Annotated in this window: 16 protein-coding genes; 12 read left to right on the top strand and 4 right to left on the bottom strand. The window is 70.9% G+C overall.

Annotated features, from left to right (window positions below; all coding sequences use genetic code 11):
• From mycP to LG632_RS23380, 3 genes are all read left to right on the top strand, one after another.
• Nucleotides 1-1141: type VII secretion-associated serine protease mycosin (gene mycP / locus LG632_RS23390; RefSeq protein ID WP_226729397.1), on the top strand; the 1141-nt coding region annotated here is incomplete at its 5' end.
• A gap of 129 nt (nt 1142-1270) precedes the next feature.
• On the top strand, nt 1271-1585 hold the full coding sequence (locus LG632_RS23385) for a WXG100 family type VII secretion target (protein ID WP_125648169.1): 315 nt from the start codon (nt 1271-1273) through the stop codon (nt 1583-1585).
• Nucleotides 1586-1629: 44 nt separating this feature from the next.
• The gene (locus tag LG632_RS23380; RefSeq protein ID WP_226729396.1) at nt 1630-1920 is read left to right on the top strand and encodes a WXG100 family type VII secretion target; all 291 of its coding nucleotides are present in this window, start codon (nt 1630-1632) and stop codon (nt 1918-1920) included.
• Between the two features lie 75 nt (nt 1921-1995).
• On the opposite strand, the gene LG632_RS23375 is transcribed toward LG632_RS23380, so the two are convergent.
• Nucleotides 1996-2241 (bottom strand): DUF397 domain-containing protein, encoded by a 246-nt coding sequence (locus LG632_RS23375; protein ID WP_226729395.1) that lies wholly within the window; start codon nt 2239-2241, stop codon nt 1996-1998.
• Nucleotides 2242-2335: 94 nt separating this feature from the next.
• Nucleotides 2336-6289 carry a type VII secretion protein EccCa gene (gene eccCa / locus LG632_RS23370; RefSeq protein WP_226729394.1) on the bottom strand — a complete coding sequence of 1318 codons (3954 nt, stop codon included), beginning with the start codon at nt 6287-6289 and terminating at the stop codon, nt 2336-2338.
• 212 nt (nt 6290-6501) lie between these two features.
• Between eccCa and eccD the strand changes: the two genes are divergently transcribed.
• The 6 genes from eccD (at nt 6502) to LG632_RS23340 (ending at nt 13650) form a co-directional block, all read left to right on the top strand.
• Nucleotides 6502-8004: a type VII secretion integral membrane protein EccD gene (gene eccD, locus LG632_RS23365; protein WP_226729393.1), complete on the top strand. Its 1503-nt coding sequence runs from the start codon at nt 6502-6504 to the stop codon at nt 8002-8004.
• Nucleotides 8005-8189: 185 nt separating this feature from the next.
• Entirely contained in the window at nt 8190-8477 is a 288-nt protein-coding gene (rpsO, locus tag LG632_RS23360) for a 30S ribosomal protein S15 (protein ID WP_226729392.1), read from the top strand.
• A 295-nt stretch (nt 8478-8772) separates the two neighbouring features.
• Nucleotides 8773-10992, top strand: a complete 2220-nt coding sequence (locus LG632_RS23355) for a polyribonucleotide nucleotidyltransferase (protein WP_226729398.1) — start codon at nt 8773-8775, stop codon at nt 10990-10992.
• Nucleotides 10989-12368, top strand: a complete 1380-nt coding sequence (locus LG632_RS23350; protein WP_226729391.1) for a M16 family metallopeptidase — start codon at nt 10989-10991, stop codon at nt 12366-12368. Before LG632_RS23355 ends, LG632_RS23350 begins: the two co-directional genes overlap by 4 nt.
• 35 nt (nt 12369-12403) lie before the next feature.
• Entirely contained in the window at nt 12404-13156 is a 753-nt protein-coding gene (dapB, locus tag LG632_RS23345; protein WP_226729390.1) for a 4-hydroxy-tetrahydrodipicolinate reductase, read from the top strand.
• A 14-nt stretch (nt 13157-13170) separates the two neighbouring features.
• Nucleotides 13171-13650, top strand: coding sequence for a tetratricopeptide repeat protein (locus LG632_RS23340; RefSeq protein WP_226729389.1), 480 nt, complete (start codon nt 13171-13173; stop codon nt 13648-13650).
• A 37-nt stretch (nt 13651-13687) separates the two neighbouring features.
• On the opposite strand, the gene LG632_RS23335 is transcribed toward LG632_RS23340, so the two are convergent.
• Together LG632_RS23335 and LG632_RS23330 are read right to left on the bottom strand one after the other, a co-directional pair.
• Nucleotides 13688-14269: an SCO5741 family PH domain-containing membrane protein gene (locus tag LG632_RS23335; RefSeq protein ID WP_226729388.1), complete on the bottom strand. Its 582-nt coding sequence runs from the start codon at nt 14267-14269 to the stop codon at nt 13688-13690.
• A gap of 49 nt (nt 14270-14318) precedes the next feature.
• Nucleotides 14319-14558 (bottom strand): hypothetical protein, encoded by a 240-nt coding sequence (locus tag LG632_RS23330; protein WP_226729387.1) that lies wholly within the window; start codon nt 14556-14558, stop codon nt 14319-14321.
• 158 nt (nt 14559-14716) lie between these two features.
• On the opposite strand from LG632_RS23330, the gene thyX reads away from it, so the two are divergent.
• The 3 genes from thyX (at nt 14717) to LG632_RS23315 (ending at nt 18395) form a co-directional block, all read left to right on the top strand.
• Entirely contained in the window at nt 14717-15451 is a 735-nt protein-coding gene (gene thyX, locus LG632_RS23325) for an FAD-dependent thymidylate synthase (protein WP_226729386.1), read from the top strand.
• Nucleotides 15452-15695: 244 nt separating this feature from the next.
• Nucleotides 15696-16595, top strand: coding sequence for a 4-hydroxy-tetrahydrodipicolinate synthase (gene dapA / locus LG632_RS23320; protein ID WP_226729385.1), 900 nt, complete (start codon nt 15696-15698; stop codon nt 16593-16595).
• A 114-nt stretch (nt 16596-16709) separates the two neighbouring features.
• Nucleotides 16710-18395: a ribonuclease J gene (locus LG632_RS23315; protein WP_226729384.1), complete on the top strand. Its 1686-nt coding sequence runs from the start codon at nt 16710-16712 to the stop codon at nt 18393-18395.
• The last annotated feature ends 171 nt before the right edge of the window (nt 18396-18566 follow it).

The following is an 18566-nucleotide window of genomic DNA, read 5'->3' as shown; positions in this document are numbered from 1 at the left end:
GCCCGCCACCCGCCTCGCCGGCGCCGGCGAGTGCACGTTCCCCATGAAGAAGCAGATCGCGGACCGCCCCTGGGCCCTGCAGCGGGTGCTGCTGGACGCCCTGTGGGCCGAGACCAAGGGCAAGGGCGTCCGGGTCGCCGTCATCGACACCGGCGTCGACCGGGCCAACCCCCAGCTGTCCTCCGCCGTCGACGTCGGCGCCGGCAAGGACCTGCTGGACCCCAAGGGCGGCGACGGCACCAACGACACCGTCGGGCACGGCACCAAGGTCGCCGGCCTGATCGCGGCCCGTCCCCAGGAGGGCACCGGCTTCGTGGGCCTGGCCCCCGAGGCCACCATCATCCCGATCCGGCAGAACGACGAACGCCAGACCGGCAAGGCCGACACCCTCGCCGACGCGATCGAGCACGCCCTGGGCAAGGGCGCCCAGATCATCAACATCTCGCAGGACACCACCGTGCCGATGACCGAGGACTCCAAGCTCGGCCAGGCGGTGCGCAAGGCGGTCGCCGCCAACGTGGTGGTCGTGGCGTCCGCCGGCAACGACGGCCTCAAGGGCGAGAAGCGCAAGACCTACCCGGCGGCCTTCCCCGGCGTCCTCGCCGTGGCCTCCAGCGACCGCAACAACGAGCGGGCGGCGTTCTCCCAGCCCGGCGACTTCATCGCCGTCGCCGCGCCCGGCGTCGACATGGTCTCCACCGTGCCCGGCTTCGGCCAGTGCGTCGACAACGGCACCAGCTTCTCCGCCCCGTACGTCGCCGGCCTCGCCGCGCTGCTGCGCGCGCAGCACCCCGACTGGTCGGCGCAGGAGATCATCTGGCAGATCGAGCGGACCGCCGAGCGCTCCGTCAACGGCAGGGACGACTACGTGGGCTGGGGGGTGGTCGACCCGGTCCGCGCCGTGACCCAGGACGCCCAGAAGCCCAAGCCCCCCGCCCCGGACCCGGGCCCCCCGCCGGCCGCCGCCCCGGAAGCGGCTCCGCTGGCCCTGAGCGAGACCGCACAGGAGCGCCAGGAGCGGCTCGGGACGTACGCTCTGGGGATCGGCGCCGTCCTGGTCGCGGTGATCGCCGCAGCGGCCGTCGTGGTCCGCGACGCGCAGCGCCGCAGGCGGCGGACCGAGGGAGCGCAGCGGCCCTGAAACGGGGAGGGGTTTGCAGACCGTGAACGCACGCCACGCTCAGGGTGAATTGTTGGGCCTGTCGTATGAAGTGGCTAAAGTGTCCGTGGACTTCACGAGTGTGATGACGGGAGAGAACCGACGATGGCGATGAACCTTCAAGTTGACGACCAGAAGAAGGTAAAGCTCGCGGGGGAGATCAACACGTACCACACGGAGCTCTCCAGCCGCATCGGCAAGCTGAACGACGTCGTCGACCGCATCCAGGCCGGCTGGAAGGGCGCCGCCGGTAAGGAGTTCGACGTGCTCCAGCGCGGAGTCAACGAGAACCTCAAGAAGATCAAGGACCGGCTCATGGACCTCGAAGAGGCCATGCGCATGAGCGTCCAGGGCTTCAACGCCGAGGAAGAGCAGCGCATCGCCGAGATCCGCAAGGTCAACAGCAGCGCCATCCTCGACATCTGACGTCCGCGCAGCGGCAGTACCACCACAACGGGAGGAAGACAGCGATGTCACTCGCAGTCAATTACGACACCGTCTCGACCGCCGCGTCGGACGTGCGCGCGACCAGCACGACGCTCACCCAGCAGCTGGAGACGCTGATGGGCAAGGTCAAGGAGGTCACGTCGAGCTGGGAGGGTGAGGCGAAGACCGCCTACGAGGAGATCCAGCGCACCGTCTCCACCAACATGTCCGAGATGAACCAGAAGCTCGGCCAGATCGCCACCCTCCTGGACCAGTCGCTCGTCGGCTACCAGGACACCGACAAGGGCAACGCCGCCCGCTTCCGGATGGTCTGAGCCACCCGCACCCCGCACACGCGAAAGGGGCCCGCGCACGGTGACGTGCGCGGGCCCCTTCGCATGTGCGAGGCCTCAGGTGAGGTCGAACTCGCCGTCCCGGGCCCCCAGGACGAACGCCCGCCACTCCGCCTCGGTGTAGCGCAGCACCGTCTCCGGGTCCAGCGAGGAGCGCATCGCCACCGCCCCACCGGGCAGTTGGGCGATCTCGACCCGCTCCTCGTGCGCCTCCGTCCCCGGGGCGCTGGTCCACTCCACGCCGGAGATGTCGAGGGCGTAGAGCTCGTCCTTCTCGCGCTCGCGGTCGCGTGCGTCAGCCATGTGCGGGAGTCCCTTCGGCGGAGCGGTCGTACGAACTGCTGGTCCCGGCATCGTACTTCCGCCCCGCCCGCCACGTCAGGCAGTCACCGCACGGTCACCGTTCGGGCAGCCAGCCCGTCTGGATCAGCGGCGTACCCCGCTTCCGCGAGACGAACGTGCCCCGGCCCGGCGGCATCGGACGGGCCCGGACGTTGCCCAGGATGTCGCCCTCGTTGCGGTCGCCGGACAGCACGACGCCCTGCGCGCCCAGCTCCTTGACCCGCTGCAGGAACGGCTCGTACGCCGCCCGCGAGGCGCCCGCCGCGCTGCGCGCCACGATGAAGCGGATACCGACGTCCCGGGCGAACGGCAGGTGCTCCACCAGCTGCGACAGCGGCTGCGAGGAGCTCGTCGACACCAGCTCGTAGTCGTCGATGATCACGAACAGGTCCGGTCCGGTCCACCAGCTGCGGTCGCGCAGCTGCTGCGGGGTGATGTCCGGCCCCGGCGCCCGCTTGGCCATGACCGAGGCCACCGCCTCCATGTGCATGTCCATCGCCGAGGCCATCGGCGCGTACTCCAGCAGGTGCGAGGAGGGCACCGCCTCCAGCATCGTGCGCCGGTAGTCACCGACCACGATCCGCGCCTGCTCCGGCGTGTACCGCTCGGTGATCTGCTTCGCGATCAGCCGCAGCAGCGCCGTCTTGCCCGACTCGCTCTCGCCGAAGACCAGGAAGAACGGGTCGCTGTCGAAGTCGACGAACACCGGCTCCAGGTTCGTCTCGTCGATGCCGATCGCGATGCCCTGCTGCGGGTGCTCGAAGCCCTTGGGCAGCCGCTCCGCCGGCAGCTTGCGCGGCAGCAGCCGCACCGCGGGCGCCCCCGGCCCCGACCAGCCGGCCCGTACCGACTCCACGAACGCGGTGGTGGCCTCCGACAGGCCCTCCGCGCCCGAGCGCCCGTCGATGCGCGGCAGCGAGGCCATGAAGTGCAGCTTCTCCGGCACCTGACCGCGGCCCGGCGCCCCCTGGGGCACGTTCGCGGCGACCTTGCGGTCGAACTCGGAGTCCATGACGTCACCCAGGCGCAGCTCCAGCCGGCCCAGGATCTGGTCCTTCAGCGCCGCCCGGACCTCCATGTAGCGGGAGGCGGTCAGCACCACGTGGATGCCGTAGCCCAGACCCCGGGCCGCGATGTCCGCGACCACCAGCTCCAGCTGGTCGTAGTCGTTCTTGAACTGCCCCCAGCCGTCGACGATCAGGAAGACGTCGCCGCACACCTCCCCCGCCAGGTCGCCGGAGGCCCGGCGCCGCCGGTAGGTGCCGATCGAGTCGATGGAGTGGGCGCGGAAGAACTCCTCGCGCCGGTTCAGCACGCCCGCGACCTCCGCGACCGTACGCCGCACCCGCTCCGGGTCCAGCCGCGAGGCCACCCCGCCCACGTGCGGCAGGTCCTGGATCGCGGACAGACCGCCGCCACCGAAGTCCAGCGCGTAGAACTGCACCTCGCGCGGGGTGTGGGTGAGCGCGAACGACGCCACCAGCGTCCGCATCAGCGTCGACTTGCCCGACTGCGGACCACCGACCACCAGCAGATGGCCGGCCGCCCCCGAGAAGTCCCGGTACAGCACCTCGCGCCGCTGCTCGAACGGCTTGTCGATGAGGCCGAGCGGTACGACCAGCCCGCCGGGCCGGGTGTACCCGTCGGCGTGCAGCCCCCGCTCCGCCGACGGCGCCAGCGCCGGCAGCAGCTGGTCCAGCGGCGGTGCCTGGTCCAGCGGCGGCAGCCACACCTGGTGGGCGGGCACGCCCTGGCCCTCCAGCCGGCCCACGATCACGTCCAGCACCGTGTCGGCCAGCGCGTCGTCCTCACGGCTCGCCTGCGCCGCCAGGTACGCCGGGTCCGGGGCCGCGTACACCACCGGCACCGGAGTGGCCGTGAACAGCGCGGGCCGCCGCTCCACCGGGAACCGGCCCACGGACAGGTCCGGCCCGCCCGAACGGTAGACGCCCGAGACGTACGCCGCCTTGAACCGCGTCATCTCGTCCGTGCCGAACTTCAGGTAGCCCGAACCGGGCACCGACGGCAGGTGGTAGGCGTCCGGCACGCCGATCGCCGTGCGCGACTCCGCCGCCGAGAAGGTCCGCAGACCGATCCGGTACGACAGGTACGTGTCCAGGCCGCGGAGCTTGCCCTCCTCCAGCCGCTGCGAGGCCAGCAGCAGGTGCACGCCCAGCGACCGGCCGATCCGGCCGATCTGGATGAACATGTCGATGAAGTCGGGCTTGGCGGTCAGCAGCTCGGAGAACTCGTCGATGACGATGACCAGCGAGGCCAGCGGCTCCAGCGGGGCGCCGGCCGCGCGCGCCTTCTCGTAGTCGTGGATGTTGGCGTAGTTGCCCGCCGCCCGCAGCAGCTCCTGCCGGCGCTGGAGCTCACCGCGGATGGAGTCGCCCATGCGGTCCACCAGCGTCAGGTCGTCCGCCAGGTTGGTGATCACCGCCGCGACGTGCGGCATCGTGCCCATGCCGGTGAACGTCGCACCGCCCTTGAAGTCCGCCAGCACGAAGTTGAGCGTCTCCGAGGTGTGCGTGACCGCCAGGCCCAGCACCAGCGTGCGCAGCAGCTCGGACTTGCCCGAACCGGTCGCGCCCACGCACAGCCCGTGCGGGCCCATGCCCTCCTGCGCGGCCTCCTTCAGGTCCAGCATGACCGGGGAGCCGTCCTCGCCGACGCCGATCGGCACCCGCAGCCGCTCACCGGCCGAGCGGGGCCGCCAGGTGCGGGCCACGTCGATGGAGGCCGCGTCACCCAGGTTCAGCAGGTCCGTGAAGTCCAGGTTCGCCAGCAGCGGCTCGTCCTCGTCGCCGCCGCCCGTGCGCAGCGGCGCCAGCTGGCGGGCCAGCGCCTCGGCCGCCGGCAGCGACAGCGTGTCCGGCACGCCCTCGTAGGCGATGCCGCCGCCGGACTCCAGCCGCAGCGTCTTCGGCCGGACCACCACCGACAGCCCGCCGCGCGGCTCGTCCAGCTCGCCCGCGACCACCTCGACGATGGTCACGCCCTGCAGGCCCTCGGCCGCCGCGAACAGCGAGTCCGGCGGCACCATGCCGCCGTCGAGCACCACCACGATGTGCGGCTGGTCCAGCAGCGGCGTGACGTCCCGGCTGAACCGCGGCCGTCCCTCCAGGCGGGACGCCAGCAGGGCCTCCACCTCGCCGAGGTCGTCGCTGAACAGCCGCTTCGTGCCGGCGCCGTCCACCTGGCCGGGCACCTGCGTGTGCGGCAGCCACTTCACCCAGTCCCAGGCCGGCACCGCGCCCGGCGCGGCCACCACGGCCACCAGCACGTCCTCGGGGGAGTGCAGCGTCGCCAGCTGGGCCACCATCGCCCGGGTGGCGCCGCGCACCGCCTCCGGCTCACCGGAGACCGTCACGTGGTAGAACGCCCGCATCGAGACCGCCATCGGCAGCCCGTCCAGCAGCGAGTGGATCTTCAGGAAGCGCTGCATCGCGCCCGCCGTCAGCGGCTCCAGCTCGTCCACCGGGGCCGTGTCCGGCGCCACCAGGGGAGTGGCCAGCCGCTGCGCGCCCAGCCCCAGCCGGGCCTGGCCGAAGTCCTCGTCGCCGACCCGCCGCTCCCACAGCCGCGACCCCTCGGCCACCACCGACCACAACTGCTCGGGGGCCGGGTGCAGGTACAGCTGCGCGTCGCGCTGCATCCGGGCCGTGCGCCGGACCTGACGGCGCGTCTGCGCCAGGTATTTGAGGTAGTCCCGCCGCACATCGGCCATTTGCCCCTGCGTACCCTTGCGGTACCGCATGATCTGGGCCACGGCCATCGCCACCGTCGACACCAGCATCAGCACACCCATGATGCGCATGAACGACGGCACGTTCGGCATGAAGAAGAACACCACCGACGAACCCATGCCGAGCATCGGCAGGAGCTGCATCGCCATGCCCTCCTGCTGCCCGCGCGGCAGCTCCGGAGGTGCCTCCAGTTGGAGCTCGTCCGAAGGGACTTCGGGCGGCAGGGCGCGCGGCGGGCGTTTGACGACGATCTGGCTCACCGGAGCATCAATCCCTCGAATGCGGACGGGACGACGCTGGCCGCCGCCCCCCAAGTCCCGGACACGGCAGGGGCTCTCCCCCCACGAAGTGGTGATCCTACTTGCCGACGTGTCCGCCCACTCCCGGTAGGGTGGCCCGCGCACCGGGTCCCGTACCGTGCGCATCCGCGAATCAACCGCCGAGCAGGGCACCAACCAGGGGGGTCACACAGGTGAGTACGGCCGCAACGACGGGTTTTTGCAGGGTCACCGTCGTGGCCCCGGACAGCCGGATCGACGTCGCGCTCCCCGAGGACATCGCCGTCGCCGACGTCTATCCGGAACTGCTGCGCCTGACCGGGCAGACCCAGCCCGTCGGCACCCCGACCGGTTTCCACCTCGTCCGCCGCGACGGCACCGTCCTCGACGGGGCCCGCACCCTGGCCGCCCAGCAGGTCCTCGACGGCGAGGTGCTGAGCCTGCGCCCGTTCGCCGAGTCCCTGCCGCCCGCCGTCTTCGACGACGTCTCCGACGCCGTCGCCTCGGCCGTCGTCCGCGACCGGCACCGCTGGAGCGACGACATGCTGCACGGCGCCGGCCTGGTCGGCGCGGTGCTGCTGTTCGTGCTGATGGGCTTCGTCCTGTGGTTCGCCGACCCGGTCCGCCACGACATGCACGGCCTGCCCGGCGTCATCGCCGGCGCCGCCGGCCTGCTCCTCACCGCCGCCGCCGGCGTCCGCGCCCGGGTCTACCGCGACCGCGGCTCCGCCGTCGCCCTGGGCCTGGGCGCCCTGCCGATGCTGCTGATCGCCGGCTCCGGCATCGTCGCCCCCGGCGCGGGCGAGGGACCGGGCCGGCTGCAGTTCCTGCTGGGCTGCGTCTGCGTGCTGGTCGCCTCGGTGGCCCTGGTCGCCCTCACCCCGAGCGGTGACGCCCCCTTCGTCGCGGCCACCTTCCTGGCCGCCACCGGCACCCTCGCCACCTTCGTGGCGATCGCCACCGAGGCGAGCGCCACCGGCACCGCCGCCGTCTGCGCCCCCGTCGCCATCGGCCTGGTCGCCTTCCTGCCGGGCCTGTCGGCCCGCTTCGCCCGGCTGCCCATCGGCTACGCCGCCCCGCAGAGCTCCGTCGAGGTCTACCGGGACACCGACCGCTACGACACCGAGCCGTACGGCGACCCGTCGGGCGAGGCCCCGGAGCCGGCCGCCCCGCTCGACGCCGAGCTGATCGCCGCCCAGGCCCGCCGCGGCCACGAGATGCTGCTCGGCCTCGTCGGCGGCTCCGCCGCGGTGGTCGTCGGCTCCGCCGCCGTCCTCGGCTTCTCCGACAACACCTGGGGCAAGGTCCTCGCCCTGGCCGCGGGCCTGGCGATGCTGCTGCGTGCCCGCCTCTTCCGCTACACCTCCCAGGTCGTGTGCGCCCTGGTGGCCGGCCTCGCCGCGATCGCCCTGCTCATCCTCGGCCTCGCCCTGAACCCGCCCGCCGACCTGCTCTTCGAGCTCGCCCGGTACGGCGACCGCGGCGGCCTGGACGTGCGCACCATCTGGCTGTCGGCCGCCGTCGCCGCCGGCGCGGCCCTCCTCGCCGGAATTGCGCTGGTCATCCCCCGCAAGGGTCTGTCACCCTTCTGGGGGCGCCTGCTCGACCTCACCGAGGCCGCGGTGCTGCTCAGCCTGGTCCCGCTGTGCCTGGCCGTCCTGGACGTCTACTCCCGGGCGCGTTCTCTCACCGGCTGAGACGCCCCGGCGCGCAGCCTGGTACGCTGTGTGACGGCCGTCTGTGTGCGCGCCCCCGGAGCCCATCAGGTGCCGGCAGGGCGCCCGCGACGACAGGCGGACCTCGCCTCCCGAGTAACGGAAGCTCCCCAGAGACGAAGACCTGGGGCACTCGGTGGCCTACGTATCACCACGAAGGAGTACGCGTGTCGCTCGACGCCGCTACGAAGAAGCAGATCATGGCCGAGTTCGGTACCAAGGAGGGCGACACCGGCTCCCCCGAGGTCCAGGTCGCGCTGCTCTCCCGCCGCATCTCGGACCTGACCGAGCACCTGAAGTCCCACAAGCACGACCACCACTCCCGTCGTGGTCTGCTGATCCTGGTCGGCCAGCGCCGCCGTCTGCTGCAGTACCTGGCCAAGAAGGACATCCAGCGCTTCCGTACGCTGGTCGACCGCCTCGGCATCCGCCGCGGTGCGGCCGGCGCCAAGTAAGACGCCGTGAAGGGAGCGGTTCCCACTCTTAGGGGACCGCTCCCTTTGCTGTACGTGCGGGACGTACCGGACGCTTTGTAGTCTGGTGACAGCGCGTACCACCTGAGCACAACTGAAGAGGAGGAGCGCCCTCCCATCGCACGCCGGTCCTCGGTAGTGGCACCCGGAGAGCCCGTCGGGCCCCGTACCGGGTGCTTCGATCGAAGACCGGCCCGCACGCAAGGAAGCGCTTCTCCGCACCGTCCGCCACCACACGGGTGGCGGGACGGAGACGACGAAAATGGAGAAAACGCTAGTGGAGAACGAGACCCACTACGCCGAGGCCGTCATCGACAACGGCTCCTTCGGCACCCGCACCATCCGCTTCGAGACGGGCCGCCTCGCGCGCCAGGCCGCCGGCTCCGCCGTCGCCTACCTGGACGACGACACGATGGTCCTCTCCGCGACCACCGCGTCCAAGAAGCCCAAGGACCAGCTCGACTTCTTCCCCCTGACGGTGGACGTCGAGGAGCGGATGTACGCGGCCGGCAAGATCCCCGGCTCCTTCTTCCGCCGGGAGGGCCGCCCCTCCGAGGACGCGATCCTCACCTGCCGCCTGATCGACCGCCCGCTGCGCCCGTCCTTCAAGAAGGGCCTGCGCAACGAGATCCAGGTCGTCGCCACGATCATGGCGCTCAACCCCGACCACCTGTACGACGTCATCGCGATCAACGCCGCGTCCGCGTCCACCCAGCTGGCCGGCCTGCCCTTCTCCGGCCCGATCGGCGGCGTCCGCGTCGCGCTGATCAAGGGCCAGTGGGTCGCCTTCCCGACCCACACCGAGCTCGAGGACGCCGTCTTCGACATGGTCGTCGCCGGTCGCGTCCTGGAGGACGGCGACGTCGCGATCATGATGGTCGAGGCCGAGGCCACCGAGAAGACCATCCAGCTGGTCAAGGGCGGCGCCGAGGCGCCCACCGAGGAGATCGTGGCCGCCGGCCTCGACGCCGCGAAGCCCTTCATCAAGGTCCTGTGCAAGGCGCAGTCCGACCTCGCCGCCAAGGCCGCCAAGCCGGTCGCGGAGTTCCCGATCTTCCTGGACTACCAGGACGACGTGTACGCCGCCCTGGAGGAGGCCGTCCGCGGCGAGCTCGCCCAGGCGCTGACCATCGGTGCCAAGCAGGACCGCGAGGCCGAGCTGGACCGCGTCAAGGAGCTGGCCGCCGAGAAGCTCCTGCCGGCCTTCGAGGGCCGCGAGAAGGAGATCTCCGCCGCCTACCGCAGCCTGACCAAGGCCCTGGTGCGCGAGCGCGTCATCAAGGACAAGATCCGCATCGACGGCCGCGGCGTGACGGACATCCGCACGCTGGCCGCCGAGGTCGAGGCCATCCCGCGGGTCCACGGCTCCGCCCTGTTCGAGCGCGGCGAGACCCAGATCCTGGGCATCACCACCCTGAACATGCTCCGCATGGAGCAGCAGCTGGACACCCTCTCCCCGGTGACCCGCAAGCGCTACATGCACAACTACAACTTCCCGCCGTACTCCACCGGCGAGACCGGCCGCGTCGGCTCCCCCAAGCGCCGCGAGATCGGCCACGGCGCCCTCGCCGAGCGCGCCCTGGTCCCGGTCCTGCCGACCCGCGAGGAGTTCCCCTACGCGATCCGCCAGGTCTCCGAGGCCCTCGGCTCCAACGGCTCCACCTCCATGGGCTCGGTCTGCGCCTCCACCATGTCGCTGCTGAACGCCGGTGTGCCCCTCAAGGCCCCGGTCGCCGGTATCGCCATGGGCCTGATCTCCCAGGAGATCGACGGCGAGACCCACTACGTCACCCTCACCGACATCCTCGGTGCGGAGGACGCCTTCGGTGACATGGACTTCAAGGTCGCCGGCACCAAGGAGTTCGTCACCGCCCTCCAGCTCGACACCAAGCTGGATGGCATCCCGGCCTCCGTCCTGGCCGCGGCCCTCAAGCAGGCCCGCGACGCCCGCCTCCACATCCTCGACGTGATGATGGAAGCGATCGACACCCCGGACGAGATGTCCCCGAACGCCCCGCGGATCATCACCGTCAAGATCCCCGTGGACAAGATCGGCGAGGTCATCGGCCCCAAGGGCAAGATGATCAACCAGATCCAGGAGGACACCGGCGCCGAGATCACGATCGAGGACGACGGCACCATCTACATCGGTGCCGCCGACGGCCCGGCCGCCGAGGCCGCCCGCGCCACGATCAACGGCATCGCCAACCCGACCATGCCGGAGGTCGGCGAGCGCTACCTGGGCACGGTCGTCAAGACCACCACCTTCGGCGCGTTCGTCTCCCTGCTCCCGGGCAAGGACGGCCTGCTGCACATCTCGCAGATCCGCAAGCTCGCCGGTGGCAAGCGCGTGGAGAACGTCGAGGACGTGCTCGCGGTCGGCACCAAGGTCCAGGTCGAGATCGCCGAGATCGACCAGCGCGGCAAGCTCTCCCTGATCCCCGTGATCGAGGGCGAGGACGCGAACGAGGCTGACAAGGACGACGCGGCCCAGTGACCTCGCGCAGTTCCCGTGTGACGGCCCGCCCCTCCTCCGAGGGGCGGGCCGTCGCCCGTACCCAAACCCTGCTCAAGGGCGAGAACGGCATCGGCACCGTCCGGCGCACCGTCCTGCCCGGCGGACTGCGCGTCGTCACCGAGACGCTGCCCTCGGTCCGCTCCGCCACCTTCGGCATCTGGGCCCACGTCGGCTCCCGCGACGAGACGCCCACGCTGAACGGCGCCACGCACTACCTGGAGCACCTCCTGTTCAAGGGCACCGCGAAGCGGTCCGCCCTCGACATCTCCGCCGCGCTCGACGCGGTCGGCGGCGAGATGAACGCCTTCACGGCGAAGGAGTACACCTGCTACTACGCGCGGGTGCTCGACACCGATCTGCCGCTGGCCATCGACGTGGTCTGCGACATGCTCACCGGCTCGCTGATCCTCGAGTCCGACGTCGACGCCGAGCGCGGGGTCATCCTCGAAGAGATCGCGATGACCGAGGACGACCCGGGCGACATGGTCCACGACCTCTTCGCGCAGACCATGTTCGGCGACAGCCCCCTCGGCCGTCCCGTCCTGGGCACCGTCGACACGATCAACGCCCTCACCCGCGACCAGATCGCCCGCTTCTACAAGAAGCACTACGACCCCCGCCACCTCGTCGTCGCCGCCGCCGGCAACGTCGACCACGCCAAGGTCGTCCGCCAGGTCCGCGCCGCCTTCGACAAGGCCGGCGCCCTCAGCCGCACCGACGCCGAGCCGATCGGCCCGCGCGGCGGCACCAAGCGGATCCGCACCGCCGGCCGCGTCGACCTCGTCACCCGCAAGACCGAGCAGGCCCACGTGGTCCTCGGCATGCCGGGCCTGGCCCGCACCGACGAGCGCCGCTGGGCGCTGGGCGTGCTGAACACCGCCCTGGGCGGCGGCATGTCCTCCCGCCTCTTCCAGGAGGTCCGCGAGAAGCGGGGCCTGGCCTACAGCGTGTACTCGTACACCTCGGGCTTCGCCGACACCGGCCTGTTCGGCGTCTACGCCGGCTGCCGCCCGAGCCAGGTCCACGACGTGCTCGCCATCTGCCGCGACGAGCTGCACAAGGTGGCCGCCGAGGGCCTGACCGACGAGGAGATCCGCCGCGCGGTCGGCCAGCTCTCCGGCTCCACGGTCCTGGGCCTGGAGGACACCGGCGCGCTGATGAACCGCATCGGCAAGAGCGAGCTGTGCTGGGGCGCCCAGATGTCGGTCGACGAGATGCTGAGCCGCATCGCGGGGGTCACCCCGGACGACGTCAAGGCCGTGGCGCAGGATGTACTGGCCCAGCGACCCTCCCTGTCGGTGATAGGCCCGCTCAAGGAGAAGCAGGCCGCCCGGCTCGACGAGGCCGTCGCCTAGTCCGACGTACGTACGCCCGTAAGGAAGCGAACAACATGAGCAAGCTGCGCGTGGCAGTCCTCGGGGCCCAGGGCCGGATCGGCTCGGAGGCCGTCAAGGCGGTCGAGGCCGCCGAGGACATGGAACTGGTGGCCGCGCTGTCCCGCGGGGACAAGCTGGAGACGCTGGCCGAGGCCGGGGCCCAGGTCGCCGTCGAGCTGACCACCCCCGCCTCCGTCATGGGCAACCTCGACTTCTGCGTGCGCCACGGCATCCACGCGGTGGTCGGCACCACCGGCTGGACCGAGGACCGCCTCGCGCAGCTGAACACCTGGCTCGCCGGGTCCCCGGAGACCGGCGTCCTCATCGCGCCGAACTTCTCCATCGGCGCGGTGCTCACCATGAAGTTCGCCGCCCAGGCCGCCCGCTACTTCGAGTCGGTCGAGGTCGTCGAGCTGCACCACCCGAACAAGGTGGACGCCCCCTCGGGCACCGCCACCCGCACCGCCCAGCTGATCGCCGAGGCCCGGACGAAGGCAGGCTGCGCCCCGCAGCCCGACGCCACGGCCACCGCCCTCGACGGCGCGCGCGGCGCGGACGTGGACGGCGTCCCGGTGCACGCCATCCGCCTGCGCGGCCTGCTGGCCCACCAGGAGGTGCTGCTCGGGGGGGAGGGGGAGACCCTGACCATCCGCCACGACTCCCTGCACCACAGCAGCTTCATGCCGGGCATCCTGCTCGGCGTGCGCCGCGTGGTGTCCACCCCGGGCCTGACCTTCGGCCTGGAACACTTCCTCGACCTCGACTGAAGACAGATCCCCCCATGCGCGCGAAGATCATCTACCTCGTCACGGCCGCCGTCCTGGCCGTCTACTTCGTCCTGGCCGGCGGCCGCGGCATCGCGCTCCTGCGCATCGGGACCCCGCTGACCGTCACCTTCGGCGTGGCGGTGCTGATCCTGCCGGTCATCGGCGTGTGGTTCCTGTGGCAGAACACCCGGTTCGTCACCAAGGCCCACCAGCTCTCCGTCGAGCTGGAGGCCGAGGGCGGTCTGCCCGTGGACGAGCTGGAGCGGGACCCGTACGGCCGGATCCTGCGGGACTCCGCGGACGAGGTGTTCGCGCGCCGCAAGGCGGAGACCGAGGACGCGCCGGGGGACTGGCGCACCTGGTTCCGCCTCGCCGTCGCCTACCACGACGCCCGTGACACCCCGCGGGCGCGCAAGGCCATGCAGCGGGCCATAGCCCTGCACGACAACAAGCCCGTGGGGGCCCCTCCCCGCGGAAGCTGGGGCAGGGCCTGATCCCCGTACGGGCTCCGGCGGCCGCGCGGCCGTCCGCTCAGGAGGCGATCGGCACGACCTGGTGGTCGTCCGCCCACCCCTGGACGGCCTCGGCCGCGCGGTCGAAGGCCTCCGGCCGGGACAGGAAGTCGGTGTTGTGGTCGGTGAGCAGCACCAGCGGCTCGCCGCCGCCGCGCACCTTCAGGACCAGCGCCTGCCCCTGCACGGTCCTCGGCAGCCCCATCCAGCGCACCGGCTGCTGCGCCGTCCGCAGCTCGGCGAGGTCCTGCCAGGGGATCGTCCGCGTGCTCAGCACCGTCGTCCGGCGCAGGCCCGTACCGTTCACCCGGACGCCGGAGGCCAGCAGCCGCAGGGTGCCGCCGATCACCGTCAGGGCCGCCACCAGGCATACAGCGGCGGCCGCCCAGGCTCCCGCGAACGCGATGATCATCGTGGCGAGCAGCATGAACGAGGAGATCAGCAGTAGCACCGCACCGATGGCCACCCGCAGGGGACCCGGCCGGTACGGGCGGCGCCAGCGGTCGGCGTCCTCGTAGGGGAGCGCGTGGTCGCGGGGGTCGGGGCTGTCGGGGTCCTGCGCGTCGCATGCGCTGTCGGCCGTCAGGAAGGGCAGGGGCACGGCTGATCCTCACTCACATGCACATTCGGCTGGGCTGTGCCTGGTGAGACTAGCGTCCCTCGGAAGCCGAGGACTGCTGTGCCTTGCCGGGCGTCGGGTTCGGCTGCAGTGCGGGCATCCCGAAGAGCAGCGAGCCGACCAGCCCCGCCACCACGGTCATTCCGACCAGGGTACGGGCGGCGATCTGGGACACGCTCGGACGCTCGCGCGGCGGCGGAGTGACGTTACTGCGGAAGCGGTCGGCCTCGGCGACGAACGCGAACGGGACGGCTTCGCTCCGGCGGAACATAGGGGCCTCATCTCCTCGGTACGGGTGGGCGGCTGATGGTCGGTTGTCACTTGTGAGGACGAACGAAGATCCCGATCGGTGCCGGATTTCGTGACATTGCGCAAATCGGCTCTCGTCTAGAGTGGTCGGGCCCCACCCGCACGGACTAGAAGGACCTCGTGAGCGAGACGCCCGATCTGAAGATCGACTTCCGGAGCGACGTCACCGTCGAACTCGTAAAGCACTCCGCCGCCGACACGGACGTGCTGTGGGCCGCCCGCGTCTCCACGGCCGGCGAGCAGTCCCTGGACGAGCTCCAGAAGGACCCCGAGCGCTCCAAGGGCCTGATCAACTACCTGATGCGCGACCGCCACGGCAGCCCGTTCGAGCACAACTCGATGACCTTCTTCATCAGCGCCCCGATCTTCGTCTTCCGCGAGTTCATGCGGCACCGCGTCGGCTGGTCCTACAACGAGGAGTCCGGCCGCTACCGGGAGCTTCAGCCGGTCTTCTACGTCCCCGACGCCGAGCGCAAGCTGGTCCAGGAGGGCCGACCGGGCAAGTACGTCTTCGTCGAGGGCACCGCGGCGCAGCAGGAGCTGACCGCCCGCGTGATGGAGGACTCCTACCGCCAGGCGTACGAGGCGTACCAGGAGATGCTGGCGGCGGGCGTGGCCCGCGAGGTGGCCCGCGCGGTCCTGCCGGTCGGCCTGTACTCCTCGATGTACGCCACCTGCAACGCCCGCTCGCTCATGCATTTCCTCGGCCTTCGCACCCAGCACGAGCTGGCCAAGGTGCCGTCCTTCCCGCAGCGGGAGATCGAGATGGTCGGCGAGAAGATGGAGCAGGCCTGGGCCCGGCTCATGCCGCTGACGTACGCCGCCTTCAACGCCAACGGCCGCGTCGCCCCGTAGTCGGCGGGCCCGGAACGGCCCAGCTCGACAGCTCCGGACAGATGTACGGAGCTACAGACCGAAGTGTCCGTATTGCGACGTTTCGTGAAGTTCATCTAGGCTGATCAAACGGACCCGGCACTGCTTGAACCCCCGAGCAGGCAGTGCCGGGATCCAACAATCCGACAGCTCCCCCCGGCGGCCCACCCATGTTGACGTCCCCCGAGGGGACCCCGCGAGCATGGCAGCGAGTAGCGTGTTACCCATGGCTCCGATCTCGACTCCGCAGACCCCCTTCGGGCGGGTCCTCACCGCCATGATCACGCCGTTCACGGCGGATGGCGCACTCGACCTCGACGGCGCGCAGCAGCTCGCCGTCCACCTGGTGGACGCAGGCAACGACGGTCTGATCATCAACGGGACCACCGGCGAGTCCCCGACCACCACCGACGCGGAGAAAAGCGACCTCGTACGAGCCGTGGTGGAGGCGGTCGGAGACCGCGCCCACGTCGTGGCCGGGATCGGCACCAACGACACCCACCACACCCTCGGCCTCGCCCGCGAGGCCGAGCGCGTCGGAGCCCACGGCCTGCTGGCCGTGACGCCGTACTACAACAAGCCCCCGCAGGAGGGCCTGTACCAGCACTTCAAGGCTGTCGCCGACGCCACCGGCCTGCCGGTCATGCTTTACGACATCCCCGGCCGCAGCGGCGTCCCGATCGACACCGAGACGATCGTCCGGCTGGCCGAGCACCCGCGCATCGTCGCCAACAAGGACGCCAAGGGCGACCTCGGCCGCGCCAGCTGGGCCATCGCGCGCAGCGGCCTGGCCTGGTACTCCGGCGACGACATGCTGAACCTGCCGCTGCTGTCCGTCGGCGCCGTCGGCTTCGTCTCCGTCGTCAGCCACGTGGTCACGCCCGACCTGCGCGCGATGCTGGAGGCGCACCTCGGCGGCGACGTCCAGAAGGCCACCGAGATCCACCAGAAGCTCCTGCCGGTGTTCACCGGCATGTTCCGCACCCAGGGCGTCATGACCACCAAGGCCGCGCTCGCCCTCCAGGGCCTGCCGGCCGGGCCGCTGCGCCTGCCGCTGATCGCGCTGGACGACCAGGAGACCGAGCAGCTCAAGATCGATCTTGCGGCCGGCGGGGTACAGCTCTGACAACAGACTTCATAACTGAATAAGCAGAACCACACACAACAACAGCAAGTGCACGAATGTCATGCGCGCCACGTGCCTTAAGGGGTACGTGGCGCGTGTGGTGAGGAGAGTCTTTTGAGCCATCCGCATCCGGAACTCGGCCCCCCGCCGAAGCTGCCCAAGGGTGCGCTGCGCGTCACCCCGCTCGGCGGCCTCGGCGAGATCGGCCGGAACATGACCGTGTTCGAGTACGACGGCCGACTGCTGATCGTCGACTGCGGCGTCCTCTTCCCCGAGGAGGAGCAGCCCGGCATCGACCTGATCCTGCCGGACTTCTCGTCCATCAGGGACCGCCTCGACCAGGTCGACGGCATCGTCCTGACCCACGGCCACGAGGACCACATCGGCGCCGTCCCCTACCTGCTGCGCGAGAAGCCGGACATCCCGCTGATCGGCTCCAAGCTGACGCTCGCCCTCATCGAGGCGAAGCTCCAGGAGCACCGCATCCGCCCCTACACCCTCGAGGTGAAGGAGGGCGACCGCGAGCAGCTGGGTGCCTTCAACTGCGAGTTCATCGCGGTCAACCACTCCATCCCGGACGCCCTGGCCGTGGCCATCCGCACCCCCGCGGGTCTGGTGGTCGCCACCGGCGACTTCAAGATGGACCAGCTCCCGATGGACAACCGGCTGACCGACCTGCACGCGTTCGCGCGGCTGAGCGAGGAAGGCATCGACCTCCTCCTGTCGGACTCCACGAACGCCGAGGTCCCGGGCTTCGTCCCGCCCGAGCGCGACATCTCCAACGTCATCCGCGGCGTCTTCGCCGGCGCCCAGAAGCGGATCATCGTCGCGTCGTTCGCCAGCCACGTCCACCGCATCCAGCAGGTGCTGGACGCGGCCCACGAGTACGGCCGCCGGGTCGCCTTCGTCGGCCGCTCGATGGTCCGCAACATGGGCATCGCCCGCGACCTGGGCTACCTGCGCGTCCCGGCCGGCCTGGTCGTGGACGTCAAGACGCTCGACGACCTGCCCGACCACGAGGTCGTGCTCGTCTGCACGGGCTCCCAGGGCGAGCCCATGGCGGCCCTGTCCCGCATGGCCAACCGCGACCACCAGATCCGGATCGTCCCCGGCGACACGGTGATCCTCGCGTCGTCCCTGATCCCGGGCAACGAGAACGCGGTCTACCGCGTGATCAACGGCCTGACCCGCTGGGGCGCCAACGTCGTCCACAAGGGCAACGCCAAGGTCCACGTCTCGGGCCACGCCTCGGCCGGCGAGCTGCTGTACTTCTACAACATCTGCAAGCCGCGCAACCTCATGCCGGTCCACGGCGAATGGCGCCACCTGCGCGCCAACGCCGAGCTCGGCGCGATGACGGGCGTCCCCAAGGACCACATCGTCATCGCCGAGGACGGCGTGGTCGTCGACCTGATCGACGGCCGGGCCAAGATCACCGGCAAGGTCCAGGCCGGGTACGTCTACGTCGACGGCCTCTCGGTCGGCGATGTCACCGAGGTTGCGCTCAAGGACCGCCGGATCCTCGGCGACGAGGGCATCATCTCGGTCTTCGTGGTGGTCGACAGCACGACCGGCAAGGTCGTGGGCGGCCCGAACATCAACGCCCGCGGTTCCGGAATCGAGGACTCGGCCTTCGCCTCGGTCGTCCCCAAGATCGAGGAAGCCATCGCCCGGGCCGCCGCCGACGGCGTCGCCGAGCCCCACCAGCTGCAGCAGCTCATCCGCCGCACGCTGGGCAAGTGGGTCTCCGACGGCTACCGCCGGCGCCCGATGATCCTCCCGGTCGTGGTCGAGGTCTGACCCGCCCGCGACACCAGCACCGGAGCGGGGCCCCCGATTTGCATCCGGGGGCCCCGCTCCAGTACGTTGACGTCTCCGCCGCAAGGGAACCAGGCACACGCATGTGCCCGGACGTCCCCCGAGCGAGTGGAATTCAGACCCTCGGAAATCTGATAGTGTCTGAGCCGCCGA

Source organism: Streptomyces antimicrobicus (assembly GCF_020532625.1).
Lineage (GTDB): Bacteria > Actinomycetota > Actinomycetes > Streptomycetales > Streptomycetaceae > Streptomyces > Streptomyces antimicrobicus.
Note: the sequence above shows the minus strand (reverse complement) of the source record. Positions and strands in the feature narration are given on the sequence as shown.